The 22,732-nt window shown below is 58.9% G+C and carries 24 protein-coding genes; 7 read left to right on the plus strand and 17 right to left on the minus strand.

Annotation, left to right across the window (positions count from 1 at the left end; all coding sequences use genetic code 11):
* Positions 1-289 precede the first annotated feature (289 nt).
* Both ID864_RS10780 and ID864_RS10785 read left to right on the plus strand, forming a co-directional pair.
* On the plus strand, positions 290-913 hold the full coding sequence (locus ID864_RS10780) for a carbonic anhydrase (protein WP_048917338.1): 624 nt from the start codon (positions 290-292) through the stop codon (positions 911-913).
* Positions 910-2,388, plus strand: coding sequence for a SulP family inorganic anion transporter (locus ID864_RS10785; protein WP_191149819.1), 1,479 nt, complete (start codon positions 910-912; stop codon positions 2,386-2,388). Before ID864_RS10780 ends, ID864_RS10785 begins: the two co-directional genes overlap by 4 nt.
* 43 nt (positions 2,389-2,431) lie before the next feature.
* Here ID864_RS10785 and ID864_RS10790 read toward each other — a convergent pair whose 3' ends face one another.
* Entirely contained in the window at positions 2,432-3,136 is a 705-nt protein-coding gene (locus ID864_RS10790; protein ID WP_099754118.1) for a pirin family protein, read from the minus strand.
* A gap of 127 nt (positions 3,137-3,263) precedes the next feature.
* On the opposite strand from ID864_RS10790, the gene ID864_RS10795 reads away from it, so the two are divergent.
* Positions 3,264-4,169, plus strand: coding sequence for a LysR family transcriptional regulator (locus ID864_RS10795; RefSeq protein ID WP_099754119.1), 906 nt, complete (start codon positions 3,264-3,266; stop codon positions 4,167-4,169).
* A 22-nt stretch (positions 4,170-4,191) separates the two neighbouring features.
* Here the strand turns inward: ID864_RS10795 and ID864_RS10800 are convergent, their stop codons facing one another.
* The 11 genes from ID864_RS10800 to ID864_RS10850 form a co-directional block, all read right to left on the minus strand.
* Positions 4,192-4,338 (minus strand): hypothetical protein, encoded by a 147-nt coding sequence (locus tag ID864_RS10800; RefSeq protein WP_166643151.1) that lies wholly within the window; start codon positions 4,336-4,338, stop codon positions 4,192-4,194.
* Between the two features lie 153 nt (positions 4,339-4,491).
* Positions 4,492-5,478, minus strand: coding sequence for a glutathione S-transferase family protein (locus tag ID864_RS10805; protein WP_048917334.1), 987 nt, complete (start codon positions 5,476-5,478; stop codon positions 4,492-4,494).
* A 77-nt stretch (positions 5,479-5,555) separates the two neighbouring features.
* Positions 5,556-5,945: a DoxX family protein gene (locus ID864_RS10810; RefSeq protein WP_048917333.1), complete on the minus strand. Its 390-nt coding sequence runs from the start codon at positions 5,943-5,945 to the stop codon at positions 5,556-5,558.
* Between the two features lie 208 nt (positions 5,946-6,153).
* Complete coding sequence (locus ID864_RS10815) at positions 6,154-6,435, minus strand: YqjK-like family protein (protein ID WP_048917332.1); 282 nt, start codon at positions 6,433-6,435, stop codon at positions 6,154-6,156.
* Positions 6,435-6,827, minus strand: coding sequence for a phage holin family protein (locus ID864_RS10820; RefSeq protein WP_048917331.1), 393 nt, complete (start codon positions 6,825-6,827; stop codon positions 6,435-6,437). Before ID864_RS10820 ends, ID864_RS10815 begins: the two co-directional genes overlap by 1 nt.
* Before the next feature lies 1 nt (position 6,828).
* Positions 6,829-7,134 carry a DUF883 family protein gene (locus tag ID864_RS10825; RefSeq protein WP_048917330.1) on the minus strand — a complete coding sequence of 102 codons (306 nt, stop codon included), beginning with the start codon at positions 7,132-7,134 and terminating at the stop codon, positions 6,829-6,831.
* Between the two features lie 41 nt (positions 7,135-7,175).
* The gene (locus ID864_RS10830) at positions 7,176-7,544 is read right to left on the minus strand and encodes a DUF1090 domain-containing protein (protein WP_048917329.1); all 369 of its coding nucleotides are present in this window, start codon (positions 7,542-7,544) and stop codon (positions 7,176-7,178) included.
* A 167-nt stretch (positions 7,545-7,711) separates the two neighbouring features.
* The gene (gene mzrA / locus ID864_RS10835; RefSeq protein WP_048917328.1) at positions 7,712-8,101 is read right to left on the minus strand and encodes an EnvZ/OmpR regulon moderator MzrA; all 390 of its coding nucleotides are present in this window, start codon (positions 8,099-8,101) and stop codon (positions 7,712-7,714) included.
* Positions 8,101-8,772 carry a DedA family protein gene (locus ID864_RS10840; protein ID WP_048917327.1) on the minus strand — a complete coding sequence of 224 codons (672 nt, stop codon included), beginning with the start codon at positions 8,770-8,772 and terminating at the stop codon, positions 8,101-8,103. The genes mzrA and ID864_RS10840 overlap by 1 nt, the downstream gene beginning before the upstream one ends.
* Positions 8,773-9,087: 315 nt before the next feature.
* Complete coding sequence (gene exuR / locus ID864_RS10845; protein WP_048917326.1) at positions 9,088-9,864, minus strand: transcriptional regulator ExuR; 777 nt, start codon at positions 9,862-9,864, stop codon at positions 9,088-9,090.
* Between the two features lie 147 nt (positions 9,865-10,011).
* A complete protein-coding gene (locus ID864_RS10850) occupies positions 10,012-11,322 on the minus strand; it encodes an MFS transporter (protein WP_048917325.1) in 1,311 nt (436 codons plus the stop codon).
* A 367-nt stretch (positions 11,323-11,689) separates the two neighbouring features.
* Between ID864_RS10850 and uxaC the strand changes: the two genes are divergently transcribed.
* Genes uxaC through ID864_RS10865 form a run of 3 tightly spaced genes read left to right on the plus strand, consistent with a single transcriptional unit; the run spans position 11,690 to position 16,060 of the window.
* Positions 11,690-13,099 carry a glucuronate isomerase gene (gene uxaC, locus ID864_RS10855; RefSeq protein ID WP_048917324.1) on the plus strand — a complete coding sequence of 470 codons (1,410 nt, stop codon included), beginning with the start codon at positions 11,690-11,692 and terminating at the stop codon, positions 13,097-13,099.
* 12 nt (positions 13,100-13,111) lie between these two features.
* The gene (locus ID864_RS10860) at positions 13,112-14,560 is read left to right on the plus strand and encodes a tagaturonate reductase (protein ID WP_191149820.1); all 1,449 of its coding nucleotides are present in this window, start codon (positions 13,112-13,114) and stop codon (positions 14,558-14,560) included.
* A 9-nt stretch (positions 14,561-14,569) separates the two neighbouring features.
* Entirely contained in the window at positions 14,570-16,060 is a 1,491-nt protein-coding gene (locus ID864_RS10865) for a UxaA family hydrolase (protein ID WP_048917322.1), read from the plus strand.
* A gap of 26 nt (positions 16,061-16,086) precedes the next feature.
* Here the strand turns inward: ID864_RS10865 and treC are convergent, their stop codons facing one another.
* Positions 16,087-17,748, minus strand: coding sequence for an alpha,alpha-phosphotrehalase (gene treC / locus ID864_RS10870; RefSeq protein WP_191149821.1), 1,662 nt, complete (start codon positions 17,746-17,748; stop codon positions 16,087-16,089).
* A gap of 192 nt (positions 17,749-17,940) precedes the next feature.
* Here treC and ID864_RS10875 point away from each other — a divergent pair, with 192 nt between their 5' ends.
* On the plus strand, positions 17,941-20,313 hold the full coding sequence (locus ID864_RS10875; protein WP_191149822.1) for a beta-N-acetylhexosaminidase: 2,373 nt from the start codon (positions 17,941-17,943) through the stop codon (positions 20,311-20,313).
* A gap of 93 nt (positions 20,314-20,406) precedes the next feature.
* Here the strand turns inward: ID864_RS10875 and ridA are convergent, their stop codons facing one another.
* The 4 genes from ridA to ID864_RS10895 form a co-directional block, all read right to left on the minus strand.
* Positions 20,407-20,793 (minus strand): 2-iminobutanoate/2-iminopropanoate deaminase, encoded by a 387-nt coding sequence (ridA, locus tag ID864_RS10880; RefSeq protein WP_048917319.1) that lies wholly within the window; start codon positions 20,791-20,793, stop codon positions 20,407-20,409.
* Positions 20,794-20,973: 180 nt separating this feature from the next.
* Positions 20,974-21,438, minus strand: a complete 465-nt coding sequence (gene pyrI / locus ID864_RS10885) for an aspartate carbamoyltransferase regulatory subunit (protein WP_048917318.1) — start codon at positions 21,436-21,438, stop codon at positions 20,974-20,976.
* Between the two features lie 10 nt (positions 21,439-21,448).
* The gene (gene pyrB, locus ID864_RS10890) at positions 21,449-22,387 is read right to left on the minus strand and encodes an aspartate carbamoyltransferase (protein WP_099754123.1); all 939 of its coding nucleotides are present in this window, start codon (positions 22,385-22,387) and stop codon (positions 21,449-21,451) included.
* Between the two features lie 98 nt (positions 22,388-22,485).
* Positions 22,486-22,671, minus strand: a complete 186-nt coding sequence (locus ID864_RS10895) for a hypothetical protein (RefSeq protein WP_062820885.1) — start codon at positions 22,669-22,671, stop codon at positions 22,486-22,488.
* Positions 22,672-22,732 lie beyond the last annotated feature (61 nt).

Here is a 22,732-nt window from a genome sequence, read left to right on the forward strand (position 1 = left end):
TTTAAGAGACGCGGGTATTTTATTTAGATGGTAATCTGAAATATTAATTTTTATATATCTATGAATTAATGGTGTTTTTATATATCGATAAGTAAAGGGTATGACGCGCGCATGCAGGAATATCCACGCAATAGAAAGCGAATTTAATTAAAATTACAAATGCACTATTTATTGCTAGTTAAGATTAGTCTTAATCCATTTCTATTAACTAAGATGTTAAAACTTATTTCCAGGTCCATCAGTTAATCGATGACAGCGATAATCCGTTTTGCGGAGAAGAGAGGCTATTTTGACGACACTTAAACCCTTGTTAGCTAAAAATCGCAGTTGGGCATTACAGCGACGCCAACGTCATCCGCACTATTTCCGGCAAAATGTAGATGGGCAGCAGCCGCACTCATTGTGGATCGGCTGCTCCGACAGTCGCGTCCCGGCGGAAGTGCTGACCGGGGCGCATCCCGGCGAGCTGTTTGTGCATCGCAACATCGCCAATATGGTGGTGAGCAACGACGATAACTTTATGAGCGTCTTGCAATATGCAATTGAATACCTGAAGGTTTCACGCATCGTGCTGTGCGGTCACTACGGCTGCGGCGGGGTGCAGGCGGCGCTGACGCTGCCGGATATGCCGCTGTGCGACGAGAACTCCGCGCTGGCGCGGCGCATCAGCCAGCTGCGCCAGGCGCTGTCGGCCGATCTGGCTCCGCTGAGCGCGCAAGAGCAGCAGGGTGAGCATCTTAACCGGCTGGTGGAAGCGAACGTGCTGGCGCAGTTTGCCCAGCTGGTCAAAACCGCCCCGGTTGTGAAAGCCTGGCGGGAGAAGAGCGATCTTGACCTGTTTGGCTGCGTCTATGACCTGCACAGCGGCCATCTGAAGGAGCTGATTCAGCAAACAGAGGAGGCCAGCGCGTGAACCTGAAAACCTTACGACAGGATATTCCGGCCGGGCTGGTGGTGTTTCTGGTGGCGCTGCCGCTGTGCCTTGGCATTGCGCAGGCCAGCGGGCTGCCGCCGTTTGTCGGGCTGCTGACCGGCGTGGTCGGCGGGCTGGTGGTGACCACGTTCAGTCCGTCAAAGTTTGCCGTCAGCGGACCGGCGGCCGGGCTGGTGACCATCGTCACCGGCGCGATTGAAACGCTGGGGTCGTTCTCCGCGCTGCTGCTGGCGCTGATTATCGCCGGGGTGCTGCAGTTTATGTTCGGCGTACTGCGCGCCGGGCGCTTTATCAGCCTGGTGCCGGGCACGGTGATCAAAGGCATGCTGGCGGCAATTGGTATTCTGCTGATTATCCAGCAGATCCCGGTGGCGCTGGGCGCAAAAGGGGAGAGCGAGCTGACCTCGCTGCTGACCGGCGGCTCGCTAAATATCTCCCTGCCGGCGGTGGCGGTGTCGCTGAGCGGGCTGCTGATCCTCTGGCTGTGGACCACGCCCGCCGTGAAGCGCAATAAATGGCTGGCCTGGGCGCCCGGCCCGCTGGTGGCGGTGCTGCTGGGCTGCCTGGCGACCGTGCCTGGCGCGCGGCTGATGCCCGAGCTCTCCGCCGGTCTGCCGCGCATTTCACTGCCCGCGTTCGACAGCATTCAGGCGCTGACCGACGAGCTGGAGCGCCCCGACTGGCTGGCGTGGCAGAACCCGGCGGTGTATATCGTGGCGCTGACGCTGGCGATTGTTGCCAGCCTGGAAACGCTGCTCAGCCAGGAAGCGCTGAAAAAGCTGCGGCCGCAAAACCCGCCGCCGTCTCCGGATAAAGAGATGCGCGCGCAGGGTATCGGTAATGCACTCTGTGGTTTTCTCGGCGGCCTGCCGATCACCGCGGTGATCGTGCGCAGTTCGGTCAACGTCAGCGCGGGGGCACAGAGCAAGCTGTCGATCCTGCTGCACGGCGTGCTGCTGCTGATCTGCGGGCTGTGGTTCAGCGGCATGCTTAACGCCATTCCGCTGGCAAGCCTGGCCGCCGTGCTGCTGTATACCGGCTATAAGCTGGCGGCGCCGGGCCTGTTTGTCGCGCAGATGCGTCAGGGGGCGCAGCAGTCGGTACCGTTCCTCGCCACCGTTGGCGGCATTCTGATATTTGGCATGCTGGCGGGGATCGGCATTGGCCTCGCGACGCAGCTGCTGTTCAGCATCTATCAAAGCCACCGCAACGCGATGCATCTGACGCGCTACGACGACCACTACGTGCTGAGCTTCCAGCAGAATCTGACCTTTATGCATAATCCACGGCTGAAGGGGCTGCTGGCGGAGATCCCGGAAAATAGCGTGGTGATTGTCGATCACGACAGCGCGGAATATATCGACCCGGACGTTAAAGCGCTGCTGAAAGATTTTGGCGAAGGGGCGAAGAAACGCGGGATCCAGCTCAACCAGTGGCCGGTTAAGCTGGCGTAGGCACATTCACGCTGCGCGGAGGAGATCGGCGTGCTCGCTGCGGTTAAACCGGTAGATCAATCACCAGCGCGCGCAGCGGGGTTTCTGCCGTCAGCGTCACGCTCTGCTCTTCGCGCAGGAAGGCGCCGTCGCCGCAGGTCAGGCTTTCCTGCTGCTGCGACTGGGTTACTGCCTTCAGTGAACCGTGGATCGATTGCAGATAGGCGCGTGCGCCGTGCAGCGGCAGGCTGAAACTTTCGCCCGGCTCCAGCAGCACCTGATGCACCCACGCCTGCTGGCGCAGCTGCAGGCTGCCGTCGCTGCCGTCCGGAGAGGCTAATAGCGTATAGCGCTGGCAGTCAGGTAGCGCCATGCGCTGCACTGCGCTGTTCTCGCGCAGCGGGCAGGCGTCCAGCCACAGCTGCATACGCGTCAGGCTGCTCTCTTTACTGGTGTTATGTTCTGAATAGCTCACCCCCGCCTGCGTCGCCAGCAGCAGCGCTTCACCCGCCTGCGCCGTGATGTGGTTGCCCTCGCTGTCGCGATACTCGGCCGTGCCCTGCAAAATCAGATTGAGGACATCGACCTTCGGGTAGGTGCGTGGTTGAAAGGAAGCCCCTGGTGCCAGCACTTCCTGGTTCAGCACGCGCAATGACGCGTAGCCGAGCAGTTTTGGATCAAAATAGTGACCAAAGGAGAAGGTATAGCGCGCCTGCAGCCAGCCATAATCGGCGGTGCCACACTGCTCTGCGGTTCGACTGGTAATCATACGTTTCTCCTTATTGGCCGGACTGGATCGCCAGCCTTTATTATCCTGTTATGGTAAGTTTCTGGACGGCGGATTGTTAGCCAGTTAATCTGCTGGCTATATTCAAATTTCCTGACAGAGAATTACTATGGCCAAAGATCGTGCTCTGACGCTGGAAGCGCTGCGTGTCATGGATGCCATCGATCGTCGGGGCAGTTTTGCCGCCGCCGCCGACGAACTCGGCAGAGTTCCCTCCGCCCTCAGTTATACAATGCAGAAGCTGGAGGAGGAGTTGGATGTGGTGCTGTTTGACCGTTCGGGTCACCGCACCAAGTTCACCAACGTCGGGCGCATGCTGCTGGAGCGCGGGCGCGTGCTGCTGGAAGCGGCCGATAAGCTGACCACCGATGCGGAAGCGCTGGCGCGCGGCTGGGAAACGCATCTGACCATTGCCGCCGAGGCGCTGGTCTCGACCGAGCTGCTGTTCCCGCTGGTGGAGAGGCTGGCAGACAAAGCCAATACCCAGCTGTCGCTGATGACGGAGGTGCTGGCCGGCGCGTGGGAGCGCCTGGAGCAGGGGCGTGCCGATATTGTGATTGCCCCGGACCTGCATTTTCGCGCCTCGTCTGAAATTAACACCCGCAAGCTGTATACGCTGCTCAGCGTCTATGTTGCCAGCCCGGAACACCCGATCCATCAGGAACCTGAACCGCTGTCGGAAACCACCCGGGTTAAATATCGCGGCATTGCGGTGGCGGATACCGCCCGCGAACGTCCGGTGCTGACGGTAACGCTGCTCGACAAGCAGCAGCGCCTGACGGTCAGTACCATTGAAGATAAGCATCGTGCGCTGCTGGCGGGGCTGGGCGTCGGCACCATGCCGTATTCGATGGTGGAAAAGGATATTAACGAAGGGCGCCTGCGGGTGGTCAGCCCGGAATATACGCGGGAAGTGGATATTATTATGGCGTGGCGGCGTGACAGTATGGGTGAAGCGAAGTCATGGTGCCTGCGGGAGATACCAAAGCTGCTGGCAAAACAGCGCCAGAGTTAACCCCCCGCAGCACGCTGAGGGATCAGGACGCGGGATTATCTGACGCAGCGATCTCCTGGCTATGTTGAATACCGCTGAAGGTTGAAAAAGTCTGATAGTAATAGTGGCCGACAAACGCCACATAGCACAGCATCACGACGGCAAGGCAGAAAGCGAGGGGTTTGATCATGGCTTCTCTCCGGGTTGAAATCTGGCGGATATCCCGCATCAGGCGAATACATCAATAAAGATACGTAAGCGCCAGAGGCGGGAAGTTGTGCCAGATCAAGAAATGGCCGGAGAAGCCGGGAGCGAAAGTTGATTTCGCTCCTTATGTCAAAAATCAGCCAAAGTGACGGTCGCGTCCGTGCGGCTCATCCCAGTCCCAGGCCGGGCCGAGTGAGATCACGCCGCTCGGATTGATGGTTTTGTGGCTGCAGTAGTAGTGATGGCGGATATGCTCAATATTTACCGTCTCGGCCAGGCCCGGCATCTGGTACAGATCGCGCAGGAAACCGTTGAGATTGAGATAGTCGCCGATGCGATGGCGGTCGCACTTAAAGTGGGTGACGTACACCGGGTCGAAGCGCACCAGCGTGGTCCACAGCCGAATATCGGCTTCGGTCAGCTGCTCCCCGGTCAGATAGCGATGCTTGCCGAGGATCGACTCCAGCCGATCCAGCGCGATGAATAGCGCATTCACCGCCTCATCGTAAGCCGCCTGGCTGGTGGCAAATCCTGACTTATACACGCCATTGTTGACGCTGTCGTAGATCCAGGCGTTCAGCTCATCAATTTCTGCCCGCAGGTTTGCCGGATAATAATCCCCGGCGCGCGCGCCTACGCCATCAAACGCGCTGTTCAACATGCGAATAATATCGGCAGACTCATTGCTCACGATGGTGTGCTGATGTTTATCCCACAGCACCGGCACGGTAACGCGCCCGCTATACTGCGGGTCTGCATGCAGGTAAAGTTGGTAAAGATATTCGTTCTGATACAGGCTGTCGCCGGTAGCAGCAGGGAAATCTTCATCAAACGTCCAGCCATTCTCCAGCATCAGCGGATGCACCACGGAGACGGTGATCATCTCCTCCAGCCCTTTCAGCTGGCGCATAATCAGCGTGCGGTGCGCCCACGGGCAGGCCAGTGAAACATACAGGTGATAGCGCCCCGCCTCCGCCTGAAATCCACCCTTGCCGTGCGGGCCTGCGCTGCCATCGGCAGTGACCCAGTTGCGAAAGGCCGATTCGGAGCGTTTAAAGCGGCCGCCGGTCGATTTAGTGTCATACCACTGATCGTGCCAGACGCCGTCAATAAGTTGTCCCATACTTCCTCCCTGTGCTGCTGCAAATGAAAAAGGGCGAGGATATGATCCCCGCCCCCGATAAAATCAGTATAGCGAACTTACCACTTCTTACCCAACGCCCGGTCGATGCTGAATGCGCCAGGGCCGGTGATAGCCAGCAGCAGGAAACCGCCTGCAATGCTGACATTTTTCAGGAACATGGTTGAGCCATCAACGGCGAAATTACTGTGCGCCAGAATCGCCGTCAGGATGGTGAACACCGCAGTAATCAGCGCGGTAGTACGGGTGAAAAAGCCAAATACGATAGCCAGACCACCGCCAAACTCCAGCAGTACGGTCAGCGGCACAAACAGCGCCGGAATGCCCATGGAGGCCATAAACTGCTGCGTACCTTCATAGTTGGTCAGTTTGCCCCAGCCTGCCACAATAAACAGCACAGCCATCAGGATACGTGCCAGTACCATACCGCTATCTTCTAATTTTTTCATGATTACCCCAAACAAGAATTGAAGGTCGTGCAGCAGCCCGACCGAGCTTTTACTTAGGCCTGAGGCGTCTTAAGCGCACAGTGCCGTTCGTTGCTGGAGATAATATGCGCGGGATGAAATTATTGTAAGCGAGATAATCTGTCGAAGTTGTTCAAGAAAACTGGTGAGGTGCAGCCGCCGGTTAAGCGCGGCTGTAAAAGCAGAACGATCAACGGCGGGGCAGATAGTTACGCACTACGCGCCAGGTACTCCACAGGCCCAGGCCACGTCGGGCCAGGCGGCCGAGTTTGCGCGGGTTGCGCGCCGACCAGATGGCCATCAGACCACTGCCGAGCGCCAGATAGCGTTTCGCGCTGAGGAGAGCCAGCCAGCCGTGGTCGTAGCGCTCGGTCCGTACGAGCCAGGCTTTACGCCCGGCACTCAGGTCCAGGCGCTGCTGCTGGATCTCCTTCAGCAGCGCCGCCTTTCGGGCTTCACGTTCACGGCTCATCACTCATCCTCCAGCAGCTTGCGGTCTTCCGACAGCTCCTTGCGGGTGGCGCTGAGCAGGGTAGAACGCCGCGATTTAGCCAGCGTCCACAGGCCCAATATCAAGGCCAGAGCGAACAGCACGCCGGTGGTAATGGCAATTGCCATCAGCCGGTATTGTGCATCCACTGCCCAGATAATCAGCACCATCAGGCTCATCAGACCAAACGCGGTGAACAGCATAGTCAGGCCAATCATCAGCAGCATCTGAATCAGATTGGCTTTTTCAGCTTCCAGCTCCACCACCGCCAGACGGATACGGGTTTCAACCATGCCGACCAGCGTGGTGACGATGCGCTGCCCGATGTTAATGACCCCTTTGCCAGGGCCCTGGCTTTGACGGTTATCAGCCATATTAACGACGGGTCAGCAGCACGCCCAGAACCACACCGACAGCAGCACCGATGCCCACGCTGGTCCATGGGTTATCGCGCACGTAGACATCGGTGCGCTCTGCTGCTTCACGAGTGGTCTGCGCGATGCGGTCGCCAGAGTCACCCAGGCGGGCACGGGTATCTTTCAGCGCGCTCTGTGCTTTACTGCGCAGCTTATCCAGCTCGGTTTTGGATTTTTCGGTTGAGGAGCTAAGCACTTCTTCCAGCGTGTCAGCCAGGTTTTTCAGCTCGGCGCGCAGATGTTCTGAGGTAGTATCTTTAGACATGGAAAACTCCTTTAATAATATTAAGTAGCGTTGACAGGGCCTTAATAGGGGGCAGCCTGCACTTCCTTCAATTCATGTTGGGCTTCGGCCAGTTTCTTTTCACGCTTGGCGATCTTTTCCTGGTCATCACCGTCCGCAACCTGTTTCAGTTCCTGCTGACGCTCGGCCACTTTTTGCTGATGCTGCTTAATCTTTTCCTGACGTGCATCTCTCAGGCTGGCATCGCTACAGGTGGCGCGAGTTTCCGTCAGCGCACGTTCCAGTCCGGTGACCCGGCGCTGGTTATCATGCTTTTGCGCAAGGTCGATTTCGTGCTGGATAGACTGCTCTTTCTGCTCGCACAAGGACGCCGCCTGGCTAAAGGTGGCCAGAGCCAGCAGGCTTGCACCGAGAATAATGCGGTATGTCATAGTGGTCGTAACCTTCCTTTGCGCGGATATCGGGATCGAAGATATCGTGTTCCTGAAACAGGGGTGTCGCTATTTACGGCTTATAAAGCATAGACAGAAAACGGCGAAAGCTCAAAAAGAGAGAGGATTCTTAGGGATAGCCCCGCAGGAGCGCGGGGCGAGAGGGCTTAGCCGATGGATTGCGTACGCAGGCTGATGCGGTTAATCCAGTTCGATGCACCCTGATTATCCAGCCGTGCGATATCAAATCCGTAAGGCAGCAGTTCACGCAGCACCTTTTCGGCGGCGGCGCTCTGCTCCTGGGAGTCGAACTTGATCACCAGGGAATTCTGTTCCGGCGTGATGCTTTTGATATGGATGCCCTGCGCGTTCAGGCGCTGGTAGACATAAAAGCCGTCGGGCAGGCTGATCCCCTGGCGCGACGCGCGAATTTGCAGGGCGGTATCGCTGCGAAACAGCGCAGGCACCATCGCCAGGCCAAGCAGCGCCACCACCGCCAGCGCCAGCCAGGGAAGCAGCCGCAGCGAGCGTGCGGGCAGTTTAATAAAGTCAGGCATTATGAGTTTCCTTTCTCATTAGAATGTTTTTTGCGCCACAGGACATAAAGCGAACCAAACAAGCCGAACACCAGCAGCACCAGCGGCAGTAACATCAGGCAGAACATCAGCTGATCTTCATATTTGCGGAAAATCGGCGTCTTACCGAGCGCAAAGCCCATCACGGTCAAAATCAGCACCCACAGCAGGGCGCTCATCCAGTTAAAAAACTGAAAGCGCGCATTGCTCAGGCCAGACAGGCCGGCGATGGTGGGCAGCAGCGTGCGGACGAAAGCAATAAAACGGCCAATCAGCAGGGCTGACAGCCCGTGGCGGTGAAACATCTGATGCGCGCGCTGATGGTACTGCGCCGGCAGATGCGCCAGCCATTTCTGCACGGTGGCAGTATTGCCCAGCCATCGCCCTTGAATATAGCTGACCCAGCAGCCGAGGCTGGCAGCGGTGGTAAGAATAAATATCGTCAACGGGAAGCTCATGGTGCCTTTGGCAATGAGTACGCCGACCAGAATCAGCAGGCTGTCGCCAGGCAGAAAAGCGGCGGGCAGCAGGCCGTTTTCGAGAAAAAGGATCATAAACAGTACAAAATAGATGGCCCAGACCAGCGTCGGGTCAGCCAGAGTGGCGTAATCCTGTTGCCACAGCGCCTGCACCAGAGATTTGAAAATATCCATTAATCGTCCTGTACACCAAAGTAGGCTCGTCTTACAGCTATTTACACACTTAATTAATCATTTTAGCGGTGCTTTTTGCCATGTAACGAGCGGCTGAACAGCGAAGCCAGTGAAAATCACTGTGCTTTTTGCACCCTGTTGCAAGGGTAAAAAAAGCCAGATAACTGTAACAAAATTACGTAAGCCTGGACAGGAAGAAACACCGGGCCAACGATGTTTTACCGTTGGAATCGGCTGGCAGGAAGGAGTTTTACACAGGCTGACACTATTGAACGTATTTTACTCAATGGGTTAGGCCAGCCTGGATCAAGAGTGCTATTTTTCGTCGTTGGCAGCGGTATCGAGGGTGACCACCGGATTTTCAGCAAACATATAGCGGTCGACGTTAAATTCAAAATCGTCGGTGGTGGCATGAAACAGCATCTGCTTGGTGTTTTCCAGGTGCTGCCACATCGCCAGCTTGCTGGCAGCAGGGTCTTTACGCATCAGCGCTTTAAGGATGTTGTCATGATCTTCACACCAGCTCTCAATCGATTTGTCGTCGATATGCTCGTGCAGCTTCAGCCAGTAGGGGTTGTGGCGGCGGTGCAGCCACATCTTTTCGACAATTGCGGCCAGCGCGCTGTTCTGGGTGGAGAGGGCAATCTGCACGTGAAATTTCATATCCCATTCGGAGTCGCGGAAGCGGTCCTCCTTACGGGCCTGTGCCTGAATGTCCATCAGTTGCACAATATCCTGGCGCGTCACCTGCGTGGCGGCAAACTCGGCAATATTGCTTTCAATTAACTGGCGCGCCTGCAAGAGTTCGAACGGACCAAAATGGGCAAATTCAAGATTGCTGTCGGTGTTAACGCGGTTCTGCTGCTGCTGGGAGATGACGTGGATGCCGGAGCCTTTACGCACTTCCACATAGCCTTCCACCTCCAGCATGATGATCGCCTCACGCACCACGGTACGGCTGACGCGCATCTCTTCGGCAATAAAACGTTCGGCGGGCAGCTTGTCGCCCACCTGATAAACACCCTGTTCAAGGCGGCGTTTCAGTTCGGCGGCCAGCTGTTGGTAAAGGCGACGCGAGTCGGTCGGTTCCATGATCCACGCTCCGGTTGAGGACAGGGTGATAATGGAATTTGTTATACCACTTTTGGCGGTGAAGGGTCGACCGAAAAAATGTCGACCTCTGGCATTTGGCGGAGCCGTAGGGGCGGACCCTCTTTTTCGGTCCGCCCGTCATATCAATCACGAATGCTGCGTCACCGCCCCGACCACGCGCTCCTTCTTCTTCTGCTCAAGCTCGGAAATCGGCTGGTTCTTCAGCAGCGTCCAGATCACTATCGCGCCCAGCAGGTCAAACACCGCCAGCGCGGCAAACAGCGGGCTGAAGCCGAGCGTATCCGCCAGCGCCCCGACCACCAGCGCAAATAGGGTGCTGGCCGTCCACGCCGCCATCCCGGTCAGGCCGTTGGCTGTCGCCACTTCATTACGGCCAAACACGTCGGATGAGAGCGTAATCAGCGCGCCGGACAGCGCCTGGTGGGCAAAGCCGCCGACGCACAGCAGCGCAATCGCCGCATACGGGCTGGTAAACAGGCCGATAGTACCGGGGCCGATCATCAGCACCGCGCCCATGGTCACCACCAGCTTGCGTGAGACAATCAGGTTCACGCCAAACACCCGTTGGAAAAACGGCGGCAGGTAACCCCCAACGATGCAGCCGAGATCGGCGAACAGCATCGGCATCCAGGCAAACATGGCGATCTCTTTCAAATTGAAGCCGTAAGCCTTAAACATAAACAGCGGGATCCACGCGTTGAAGGTGCCCCACGCGGGTTCCGCAAGAAAGCGCGGCAGCGCAATGCCCCAGAACTGGCGGTTGCGCAGGATCTGCCAGGCCGACATCTTTTTACCGTTATTGGTCTGATGCTGAGCTTCCTGGCCGGAAAGAATGTAGTCGCGCTCCTCCGGGTCGAGCTTCTTCTGGTCTTTCGGATGCTTATAGAACACCAGCCAGCACAGCGCCCAGATCAGGCTCAGCACGCCGGTGATGATAAAGGCCATCTCCCAGCTGTGCGCGACAATCGCCCACACCACCAGCGGGGGAGCAATCATCGCCCCGATGGAAGAGCCAACGTTAAAGTAGCCGACGGCAATCGAACGCTCCTTCGCCGGGAACCACTCGCTGCTGGCCTTCAGCCCGGCGGGGATCATCGCTGCCTCCGCCGCACCGACTGCGCCACGGGCCAGCGCCAGCCCGCCCCAGCTGCCTGCCAGCGCGGTGGCGGCACAGAAAATCGCCCAGATAATTGCAAACATCGCATAGCCAATTTTGGTGCCGAGCACGTCCAGCACGTAGCCCGCCACCGGCTGCATAATGGTGTAACAGGCTGAGTAGGCGGCAACGATATAGGAGTACTGTTGGGTGGTGATATGCAGCTGAGATTCCAGCGTCGGGGCCGCCACCGCAATGGCGTTGCGCGTCAGGTAGCCCAGAATGGTACCGATGGTCACCAGACCGATCATATACCAGCGTAACCCTTTAATTTTACGCATTTAAAACCTCTTCCCGTAATTATTATTGATGTTGCACCCGAGGTGAACACCGCTATCGAGCGGGACGGCTTGCTGCATATCAGCACCCGCACATCAGTGAGAAATCTGTACATAGATTGACAAAACGCCGTCACGATAACTTGTCATACAGATTTAAAAGTTGAATGCCATCACAAAAACCATTTTTGCAATGAGGGATAATAAAATCGCTGAAAAGAGCGCCGGATAGCGTCTTTTCTGCCGGGTGGAGCCGTTTTACAGCGATATTTAGTGGTGTATTTGTGATCGGATTCTCACTATTTATTCAGCGTTCGCCATAATTGGTATGATAACTTTACTGGCATTGTCACAAAGCAGGAGAGACCCTATGTCGCGCTTTATGAGTGAAGATTTTTTACTGGAGAGTGAGTTTTCCCGTCGGCTCTATCACGACTACGCTGCCGATCAGCCGATTTTCGACTATCACTGCCACCTGCCGCCGCAGCAGATTGCCGAAAATTACCGCTTTACCAATCTCTACGATATCTGGCTGAAAGGGGACCACTACAAATGGCGCGCCATGCGGGCCAACGGCGTGCCGGAAGCGTTATGTACCGGGGATGCCAGCGACCGCGCAAAGTTTGACGCCTGGGCGCGCACGGTGCCGGACACCATCGGCAACCCGCTGTACCACTGGACGCACCTGGAGCTGCGCCGCCCGTTTGGCATCACCGACACGCTGCTGTCGCCAAAAACCGCCGATGCTATCTGGCACCAGTGCAACGATTTACTGGCGCAGGATGCCTTCAGCGCGCGCGGCATCATGCAGCAGATGAACGTGAAGATGGTTGGCACCACCGACGATCCGGTTGACGATCTGCGCCACCACCGTGCGCTGGCCGCAGACGGCAGCTTTGCCACCAAAGTGCTGCCGAGCTGGCGGCCGGATAAAGCCTTTAATATCGAAGCGGAAGGGTTCACCGACTATCTGCAAACCCTTGCGGCAGTCTCCGATACCGATATCACGCGCTTTGACGACCTTAAGCGTGCGCTGAACACGCGCCTCGATCACTTCGCTGCTCACGGCTGTAAGGTGTCGGATCACGCGCTGGACGTGGTGCTGTATGGCGAAGCGGATGAAGCCACGCTGGACGGCATTCTTGCCCGCCGCCTGGCCGGGACTATCCCGCCCGAGTCTGAAGTTGCGCAGTTTAAAACGGCGGTGCTGGTATGGCTGGGCGCAGAATACGCCCGTCGCGGCTGGGTGCAGCAGTATCACATCGGCGCGCTGCGCAATAACAACCGCCGTCAGCTGCAGCTGCTGGGGCCGGACGTCGGCTTCGACTCGATTAACGACCGCCCGCTGGCGGAGCCGCTGTCGAAACTGCTGGATGCGCAGAACCGCGATAACGCGCTGCCGAAAACCATCCTTTACTGCCTCAACCCGCGTGATAACGAGGTGCTGGCGACCATGGCCGGAAACTTCCAGGGTGAAGGGCAGCCGGGCAAGATGCAGTTTGGTTCCGCCTGGTGGTTCAACGACCAGAAGGACGGCATGGAGCGGCAGATGACCCAGCTGGCGCAGATGGGCCTGCTGAGCCGTTTTGTCGGCATGCTGACCGACAGCCGCAGCTTCCTCTCCTACACGCGCCACGAATATTTCCGCCGCCTGCTGTGCCAGATGATCGGCCGCTGGGTGGAAAAAGGCGAAGCGCCGGGCGATATCGCGCTGCTGGGCGAAATGGTGCAGAACATCTGCTTTAACAACGCCCGCGACTACTTCGCCATCGAGCTGTAAGGAGAGGTGCACATGCAGCAGCTGAACCGCCGCGATTTTCCGGGGCGTCACTATCCCGAGCGCATTATCCAGTTCGGGGAGGGCAACTTCTTACGCGCCTTTATCGACTGGCAGATCGATCTGCTCAACCAGCACAGCGATCTCGATGCGGGGATCGTGGTGGTCAGGCCGCGCAGCAGCCACAGCCCGCGCAGCCTGAATCATCAGGACGGGCTGTATACCACGCTGATCCGCGGCATCAATGCGCAGGGTGAAGTGGTGAGCGAACCGCGGCTGATCCGCTCGCTGAATCGTGAGATCCAGCCGGCAGAACAGTTTGCCGAGTTTCTGGCGCTGGCGTGCGATCCGCTGCTACGTGTTGTGGTTTCCAATACTACCGAAGCGGGGATCTACTTTGACCCGCAGGATCGGCTGGACGCCGCACCGCCCGCCAGCTTCCCGGCGAAGCTGACGCGGTTGCTGTTTGAGCGCTGGCAGCACTTTGACGGCGCGACGGACAAGGGCTGGGTGATGCTGCCCTGTGAACTGATCGACGATAACGGCGCCGCGCTGCTGAGCTGCGTGCGGCAAACCGCGCAGCACTGGCAGCTGCCCGCCGCCTTTATGCAGTGGGTTGAGCAACACAACCTCTTTTGCTCCACGCTGGTGGACCGCATTGTTACCGGCTACCCCGACGATGCCGCCGGGGTACAGGCCGAACTGGGCTATCGCGACGACTACCTGGTGGCGGGGGAGGTCTATTACCAGCTGGTGATCCAGGGGCCGCCAGCGCTGGCCGACGAGCTGCGGCTCGACAGCCTGGCGCTGAATATCCGCCTGGTGGACAACATCAAACCCTATAAAGAGCGCAAGGTGGCGATCCTCAACGGCGCGCACACCGCCATGGTGCCGGTGGCGTTTCTGGCCGGGCTGGAGGCGGTGGGAGAAGCGATGGACGACAGCGCGCTGGCGCAGTTTGTTGAGCGCACGCTGCGTGATGAGATTATCCCGACGCTGGCGCAGTCGCGTGACGAGCTGAATGCGTTTGCCGATGCGGTGCTGAGCCGCTTTCGCAATCCCTATATTCGCCACTCGCTCAGCGCCATCGCGCTGAACGGCATGACCAAATTCCGCACCCGCCTGCTGCCCGCGCTGCTGTGGCAGATCGCCCGGCACGGCCAGCCGTCACCGCGCCTCAGCTTCGCGCTGGCGGCGCTGCTGGCTTACTACCGCGGTGAACGGGCGGGCGTGCGCTACAGCCTGCAGGATGACGCGCACTGGCTGCAGCGCTTCGCCACGCTGTGGCCGCAGGTTGAGTGCCGCGACATTCCTCTCGAACGGCTGGTCGCCGAGGTGCTAAGCGATGCGGCGCACTGGGGGCAGGATTTAACCAGGTTACCGGGGCTGGCGGCGCAGGTTACCGCTCACTTACACCACATCAACACGCTCGGGATGCGCGCCGCGCTGGCGCAGCTGAACTAAGGCCGATACATGCAAAGCATCATTAAGATCCACAGCCTCGACAATGTTGCCGTGGCGCTGCGCGACCTGCAGGAAGGGGAGAGCATCAGCGAGGGTGAGCAGCCGCTGGTGCTGAAACAGGCGGTCGGGCGCGGGCATAAATTTGCGCTGCAGCCGCTGGCCGGGGGCGAGCTGGTGGTGAAGTACGGCCTGCCTATCGGCCATGCTACCCAGCCGATCGCCGCCGGAGAGATTATCCACTCGCACAATGCGCGCACCAATCTCAACGATCTCGACGACTATCATTATCAGCCTGCTTTCGCCACGCTGCCGCCGCAGGCTGCGGACCGTGAGGTGCAGATTTACCGCCGTGCCAGCGGGGAGGTGGGGATCCGCAACGAGCTGTGGATCCTGCCGACGGTAGGCTGCGTCAACGGCATTGCGCGCCAGATCCTGCAACGCTTCCTGAAAGAGACGGATAACGCAGCGGATATCGACGGCGTGCATCTGTTCAGCCATCCGTTCGGCTGCTCACAGCTCGGGCAGGATCATGAAAACACCCGCACCATGCTGCAAAACATGGTGCGCCATCCGAACGCCGGCGCGGTGCTGGTGATTGGGCTGGGGTGTGAAAACAATCAGGTGGACGTGTTTCGCCAGACGCTGGGCGAGTTCGACCCGCAGCGCGTGAGCTTTATGATCTGCCAGCAGCAGGACGACGAGGTGGAAGCGGGGCTGGAGCGGCTGCACCAGCTGTACGCCGTGATGCGCCACGACAAGCGTCAGCCGGGGCGGCTCAGCGAGCTGAAGTTCGGCCTTGAGTGCGGCGGTTCCGACGGCCTGTCCGGCATCACCGCGAACCCGCTGCTCGGGCGTTTCTCCGACCAGATGATCGCCAACGGCGGCACCACGGTGCTGACCGAAGTGCCGGAGATGTTTGGTGCGGAGCGCATCCTGATGAGCCGCTGCCGCGACGAAGCGACCTTTGCCAGTACCGTCCGCATGATCAACGACTTCAAACGCTATTTTATCGCCCACAACCAGCCGATTTATGAGAACCCGTCACCGGGCAACAAAGCGGGCGGCATCACCACGCTGGAGGAGAAGTCGCTGGGCTGCACGCAGAAAGCCGGGCAGAGCCAGGTGGTGGACGTGCTGAAGTACGGTGAGCGCCTGCAACAGCCGGGGTTAAACCTGCTCAGCGCGCCGGGTAATGATGCGGTTGCCACCAGCGCGCTGGCGGGAGCGGGCTGTCATATGGTGCTGTTCAGCACCGGGCGCGGTACGCCTTACGGCGGCTTTGTGCCGACGGTAAAGCTGGCGACCAACAGCGAACTGGCGGCGAAGAAGCCGCACTGGATTGATTTCGATGCCGGGCAGCTGATCCACGGCACGCCGATGCCCGAACTGCTGGCGCAGTTTGTCGATACCATTGTGGCGATCGCCAACGGCCGTCAGACGCGCAACGAAGTGAACGATTTCCGCGAGCTGGCGATATTTAAGAGTGGGGTCACGCTATAGGGGCGAGGCCGGCCCCGCCCAGACCCTTACGCTGTTTTTTGATACCACCACACGGCTTCCCACGGCCGCAGCATCACTTCGCCCGGCGTGACGTGGGTGTCCGGGTAATTACTGATTAACACCTCCCAGTGGCCGCTGTAGGCAGGCGGATGCCACACCTGCGTGTCGCCGCTGAAGTTAGTGGCCACCACCAGCGTCTCCCCCGCTATGCGGCGGCAATAACACCACAGCCGCGGATGGTCGGGCAGCAGGTCGAGATAGTCGCCAAACGTCAGAATGGCATAGCGTTTGCGCAGGGCGATCAGCTTTTGGTAGCAGTAAAACACCGAATTCTCGTCATCCAGCGCCGCCGCAGCATTCACCGTGGTGAAGTTGTCGCTCATGCCAATCCACGGCGTGCCGCTGCTGAAGCCCGCGTTCTCGCTGCTGTCCCACTGCATCGGCGTGCGCCCGTTATCGCGCGATTTGCTGGCGAGGATAGCCAGCAAATTGTCGCTGTCGCGCCCCTGCGCTCGCAGCTCGGCGTACATGTTGTGGCTCTCAATATCGCGGTAATCAATGATGCGGGTGAAGTGCGGATTGGTCATGCCCAGCTCCTCCCCCTGGAAGATATAGGGCGTGCCCTGCATCCCGTGCAGCGCCAACGCCATCAGCTTGGCGGACTCCACCCGATACTGCGTTTCGTCGCCCCAGCGAGACACCACGCGCGGCTGGTCGTGATTACACCAGAACAGCGCATTCCACGCCTGATTGTGCATGCCCTGCTGCCAGTGGGTAAAAATCGCCTTCAGCGCCACCAGATCGAGCGAGGTAAGCGTCCACTTCTGGCCGTGATAAAAATCCACTTCGACATGATCGAAGCTGAACACCATCGACAGCTCTTCCCCGCTCAGCGCCCCGTACTGCTGGCAGTGCTCCAGAGTGGCGGACGACATCTCGCCGACCGTCACCAGCTGGCGCGGGCGGAACACCTCGCGGCTCATCTCCTGCATAAACTCATGAATGCGCGGACCGTCGGTATACAGGCGCAGCCCGTCCCCGCCGGGGTCATCGGCAAAATCCTGCTGCTTGGAAACCAGGTTAATCACGTCGAGACGCAGCCCGTCGATGCCGCGATCGGCCCAGAAGTTCACCACCTGCTTCAGTTCGGCGCGTAAGTTTTCATTCTCCCAGTTCAGCTCGGCCTGCTCGGGCGCCCACAGATGCATATAGTACTGGCCGCTCTCCGGATGCCAGCGCCAGGCGCTACCGCCAAACTTCGACAGCCAGTTGTTGGGCTGCTGCTGCGGGGTGCCGTCGCGCCAGATATAGTAGGAGCGGTAAGGGCTGCTCGGGTCGAGCGCCTCATGAAACCAGTGATGCTGGGTCGAGCTGTGGTTAAACACCATATCGAGGATGATACGCATCCCGCGCCGGTGGGTCTCCGCCACCAGAGTATCGAAGTCGCTCAGCGTGCCAAACTGCGGATCGATGGCGGTGTAGTTCGCCACGTCATAGCCGTTATCCACCTGCGGCGAAAGGTAGAAGGGCGTCAGCCAGATGGCATCGACGCCCAGCGTTTGCAGATAATCCAGCCGCTGGATGACCCCTGCTAAATCCCCGGTCCCGCTGCCGGTGGTGTCCTGAAAACTCTTGGGATAGATTTGATAAATCACGCCATTCTGCCACCAGGGTGGAATCTTATGCATCGCTCAGTCCGGAGAGTTGTGGGTTAGGCTGATGGGATAAGCGTAGCCAGTGTCTGGCTAACCCGCACCCTCCGTCAGGGGTATTTAGCTGACAAAGGTAAAAGGTCGCGCTGGCGCAGCTTTTCAGGAGTGTAACTTGATGTAACCCGCGAATTATGTTTTAAGGGAACACCATTATTAAAGGATCTTAATATGCCCTGGTCACTGCCGCGCGCGCTGCTTGTCTGCTCCCTGTTCCTGCCATTTTCTGTTCTTTCAGCACCTGCGGGCGATCTCCCGCTGATGCCGTGGCCGCAGCAGGTGGAGCAGCCGCAGGACGGCGGTAGCCTGGCGCTGACCACGCCGCTGGAGGTGAAGGTAAGCGGCGACGACCTGAGCGAAGCGCTGCCGCGCTGGCAGTTACGGCTGGCACGCCAGACCGGCAATCCGCGCCTGCCGGTTTCCAGCAGCGCCACCACGCTTAAGATCACCATTGCGCGAAAGGTGGCCCCTACGCCGCAGCCGGACAGCGATGAGAGCTACCGGCTGACGGTGAACGGCGCCGGGATACAGCTCGACGCTGAGACGCGTTTTGGCGCGATGCGCGGCATGGAGACCCTGCTGCAGCTGGTGCATAACGGCGCGCTGCCGCTGGTCACCATCAACGACCGCCCGCGCTTCCCGTGGCGCGGTATTCTGATCGACTCTGCGCGCCACTTCCTGCCCATTGAGACGCTAAAGCGTCAGATCGACGGCATTGCCGCCGCAAAGATGAACGTGTTCCACTGGCATCTGACGGACGATCAGGGCTGGCGCTTCGCCTCCAGCCACTACCCGCAGCTGCAGGAAAAGGCCAGCGACGGCCTGTGGTACAGCCAGCAGCAGATGCGTGATATCGTCAGCTATGCCAGCGAGCGCGGCGTGCGCGTGGTGCCGGAGATCGACTTCCCGGGCCATGCTTCGGCGCTGGCGGTAGCGATGCCGCAGCTGATATCGGCGCCGGGACCGTATCAGATGGAGCGCGGCTGGGGGGTATTCAAGCCGCTGCTCGACCCGTCTAATGAGCAGGTCTATCAGTTTATCGACACCCTGGTGGGTGAAGTGTCGGCCATCTTCCCCGACCCCTATATCCATATCGGCGGCGATGAGGTCGATGCCAGCCAGTGGAACAGCTCTGAGGCTATCCGGCAGTTTATGCAGCAGCAGGGGCTGAAGGATGCCCATGCGCTGCAGGCGTACTTTAATCAGCGCGTGGAGAAGATCCTCGAAAAGCATCGGCGCCAGATGGTCGGCTGGGATGAGATCTATCACCCCGACCTGCTGCGCAGCATTGTGATCCAGTCCTGGCAGGGGCCGGATGCGCTGGGTGAGGTGGCGAAAAACGACTATCGCGGCATTCTCTCCACCGGCTTTTATCTCGACCAGGCGCAGCCCGCCAGCTATCACTACCGTAATGAAGTGTGGCCACAGGGGCTGGAAGGCGCAGATCGGCTGCAGGACAAAGAAGTGGCCCAGAGCTGGCAGTTCACGCTGCCGCGCCTTAAGGGTAAGCCGCTGAGCGGGAGCTTTACGCTGATTGACGCCGTCGGCGGCTGGCGCGGCTTTATTGATTTCGACGGGCGTTCACGCCGCATGGTGCGTGACGTGCGCTGGCTGGCGCCGAATCAGTTCACCTTCCGCGTCGACAGCTGGATGGGGGAGCTACAGCCGACCCTCAGCGTGACGGGGGACAAAATCAGCGGCTACTGGCGCATTGGCAACGTGCGCTATCCGACGGCGGGCACCCGCCTGGCACAGACGCCGCCCGGCATTGCGCCTCCGGTGCCCGACGAGGCGCAGCTGCGCAATAATCTGCTGGGTGGCGAAGCCGCCCTGTGGGCCGAAATGGTTGATGAGAGCGTGATTGATGTGCGCCTGTGGCCCCGCGCTTTTGTGGTGGGTGAGCGCCTGTGGTCGGCGCAGGACGTCAACAACGTGCAGAACATGTACCGACGGCTGGCGGCGGTCGACAGCTGGTCGGTGGTGTCGGTCGGTCTACAGCAGCACGCGCAGGAGCAGCTGCAAATGACCCGGCTGGCGAACAGCAGCGACATCATCCCCCTGCAGATTTTTGCCGAGGCGCTGGAGCCCGCGCAGTGGTATACCCGCCAGCACCTGAAATATCAGGCCGGGCACTACACGCTGGCCGAACCCTTTAATCGCCTGGCCGATATCCTGCCGGCGGAGAGCGATAAAGTGCGCGAACTGGACCATCAGGTCGATGCCCTGATCGTCAATCGCGGCGACCGTCAGGCGCTGCAGGCGATTCGCCATCAGCTCAGAGCGTGGCAGCAAAATATCCCGCAGGTGGAGCCGCTGCTGGCGCAAAACCCACAGCTGCGGCCACTGCTGCCGGTGGCGGGACAGGTGGCGGCGATCAGTCAGATGGGGCTGTCACTGCTGGATGCGATGGAGTCGGAGCGAACCTTCGGCGCACGCGAAGTGGCGAAGATGCATCAGCTGCTGGACCAGGCGGCACTCACGCAGGATGAAGTGGTGATTGCGCTGGTCTATCCGATTGAGAAATTATTGCGCTACGGGAAATAACTGCGGGTCGATCGCTGATCGACCCCTACGAAATGGGGAATGACTGCGGGTCGATCGCCGATCGACCCCGACAAATTAACGCATGCGCGCCGCTTAACGGCGAACGGCAATCGCTTCGATTTCGATTTTCACATCTTTTGGCAGGCGCGCCACTTCCACACAGGAACGTGCAGGGAAGCTGGCGTTGTGCTCAGTGAAGAACGCTTCGTAAGTGGCGTTAACGGTAGCAAAGTCGTTGAGATCCTTAACGAACACCGTAGTTTTCACGATATCGCCCACTTTCAGACCGGCTGCTTCCACAATGGCCTGCACGTTTTCCAGCGACTGGCGCGCCTGTGCAGCGATATCGTCGGCAACCGCGCCGGTTTTTGGATCGACCGGGATCTGGCCGGAAGTGATGATCATACTGCCAAGATCGACACCCTGAACGTAAGGTCCGATGGCGGCTGGGGCATTTTCCGTACTGATTTCACGCGACATAGTTTCTCCTGAAGGTGTTTGTTAGGGGGATTGCGGGTCGGGCATGCCCGACCCCTACAAAACGCAATTCTCCGTAGGGGTGAGGCATGCCTCGCCCTGTGTTTACCGGGCATGCCTCGCCCTGGTATTTACCGGGCACGTGGAACATCCTGCCCACGCAACACGGCAATTGCAATGGGGTTAATCGCTGGCCATCACCACATGGTGCGCGAACTCTTTCTCACAGTATTTGCACTTCAGGTGCAGCTCGTGCTGGCGCTGTTTCACCGCGAAGCTGGAAAACACCGGCTCGCTGCGGCTGATGCAGTTGCTGTTCGGGCAGGTCAGGACGCGCTCGATGCGATCCGGCAGGGTCGGCGCTATCTTCGCCACCACATTGTAATCGTCGATGCGGTTCACGGTGGCATGCGGCGCATACACCGCCAGCTGGTTCACCTGGTCGTCGGTCAGGAAGGTGTTTTCAATCTTGATCAGGTCTTTACGCCCCATCTCGCCCGATGGCAGATTAAGGCCGATGGTGATGCGCTGGTCGGTTTCCGTCAGGCGGAACAGCGACAGCAGCTTAAAGCCGATGTGCGCCGGGATATGGTCAATCACCGTGCCGCGTTTGATTGCTTCAACCTGTAATTTATTATCTTGCGTCATGATTATCCCCTTACAGAGCCGCTTCGCTGTTCAGTACCAGCGCCAGAAGTGCCTGACGCGCATAAATGCCGTTGCCGGCCTGCTGGAAGTACCAGGCGTGCGGCGTGGCGTCGACGTCGGTATCAATTTCGTCAATGCGCGGCAGCGGGTGCAGCACCTTCATGTTGTCGCGCGCGCCCGCCAGATCGGCGGCACGCAGGATAAACTGCGCCTTCACGTTGGCGTATTCCGACGGATCCAGCCGCTCTTTCTGCACGCGGGTCATATACAGAATATCGACCTGCGGCACCACCTCTTCGATGCTGTCATGACGCGTCCAGACAATCCCTTTCTCATCGAGCATATCGGTGATGTAGGCCGGCATTGCCAGCGCATCCGGGGCGATAAAGTAGAAGCGGTTGCCGTCAAACTTTGCCAGCGCCTGCGCCAGCGAGTGCACGGTACGGCCATACTTCAGGTCGCCGACCATTGCCACGTTGAGGTTGCTCAGGCGGCCCTGGGTCTCCTGAATGGTGAACAGGTCGAGCAGCGTCTGGGTCGGGTGCTGGTTAGCGCCATCGCCGGCGTTGAGGATCGGCACGCCGCCGGAGAACTCGGTCGCCAGGCGCGCGGCCCCTTCCTGCGGGTGACGCATCACAATGGCATCAACGTAGGTGCCAATCACCGAAATGGTATCCGCCAGGGTTTCGCCTTTCTTGCCCAGCGAGGTGTTGCCACCGTCGGCAAAACCGACCACCGACGCGCCAAGGCGATGCATGGCGGTTTCAAACGACAGGCGGGTACGGGTGGAGGCCTCAAAGAAGCAGCTGGCAATCACGTTATGCTTCAGCAGCTCCGGCTGCGGATTGGCCTTCAGGCTGGCGGCGGTACGCAGCACCAGCTCCAGCTCGTCACGGTTGAGGTCGTTAATTGAAATAATATGTTTGTGATAGAGCGGGTTAGCGGCCATCTTCACTCTCCTCTTGCTCGTCATCATTCATGATCCAGCTGTGTTGGCTGCCTTTGTTCACCCCGGTCACTGGCTGATGTAAGCTTCCGGGGATTCACTCAGTTGCCGCCTTGCTGCATCAGGAATGCTATAGAGCAAAGCATTTGCATTGAATTTCGGGCAAAAAAAAGCCCCTCAATGAGGGGCTTTTTTTGATGATCGGGAGTGCCACGGAAGGAAAAAGCATGCTGCCCGCCACGATTACGGTGCGTCAGTTCGGCATTTTTCTGGCTGTTTGATTTCATGCATCCTCCCGGCAAACGGGGTGCATTATACGCATTCACCTGGCGGCGGCAAGCGAAAATC

This window comes from Erwinia aphidicola (assembly GCF_014773485.1).
Classification (GTDB): domain Bacteria; phylum Pseudomonadota; class Gammaproteobacteria; order Enterobacterales; family Enterobacteriaceae; genus Erwinia; species Erwinia aphidicola.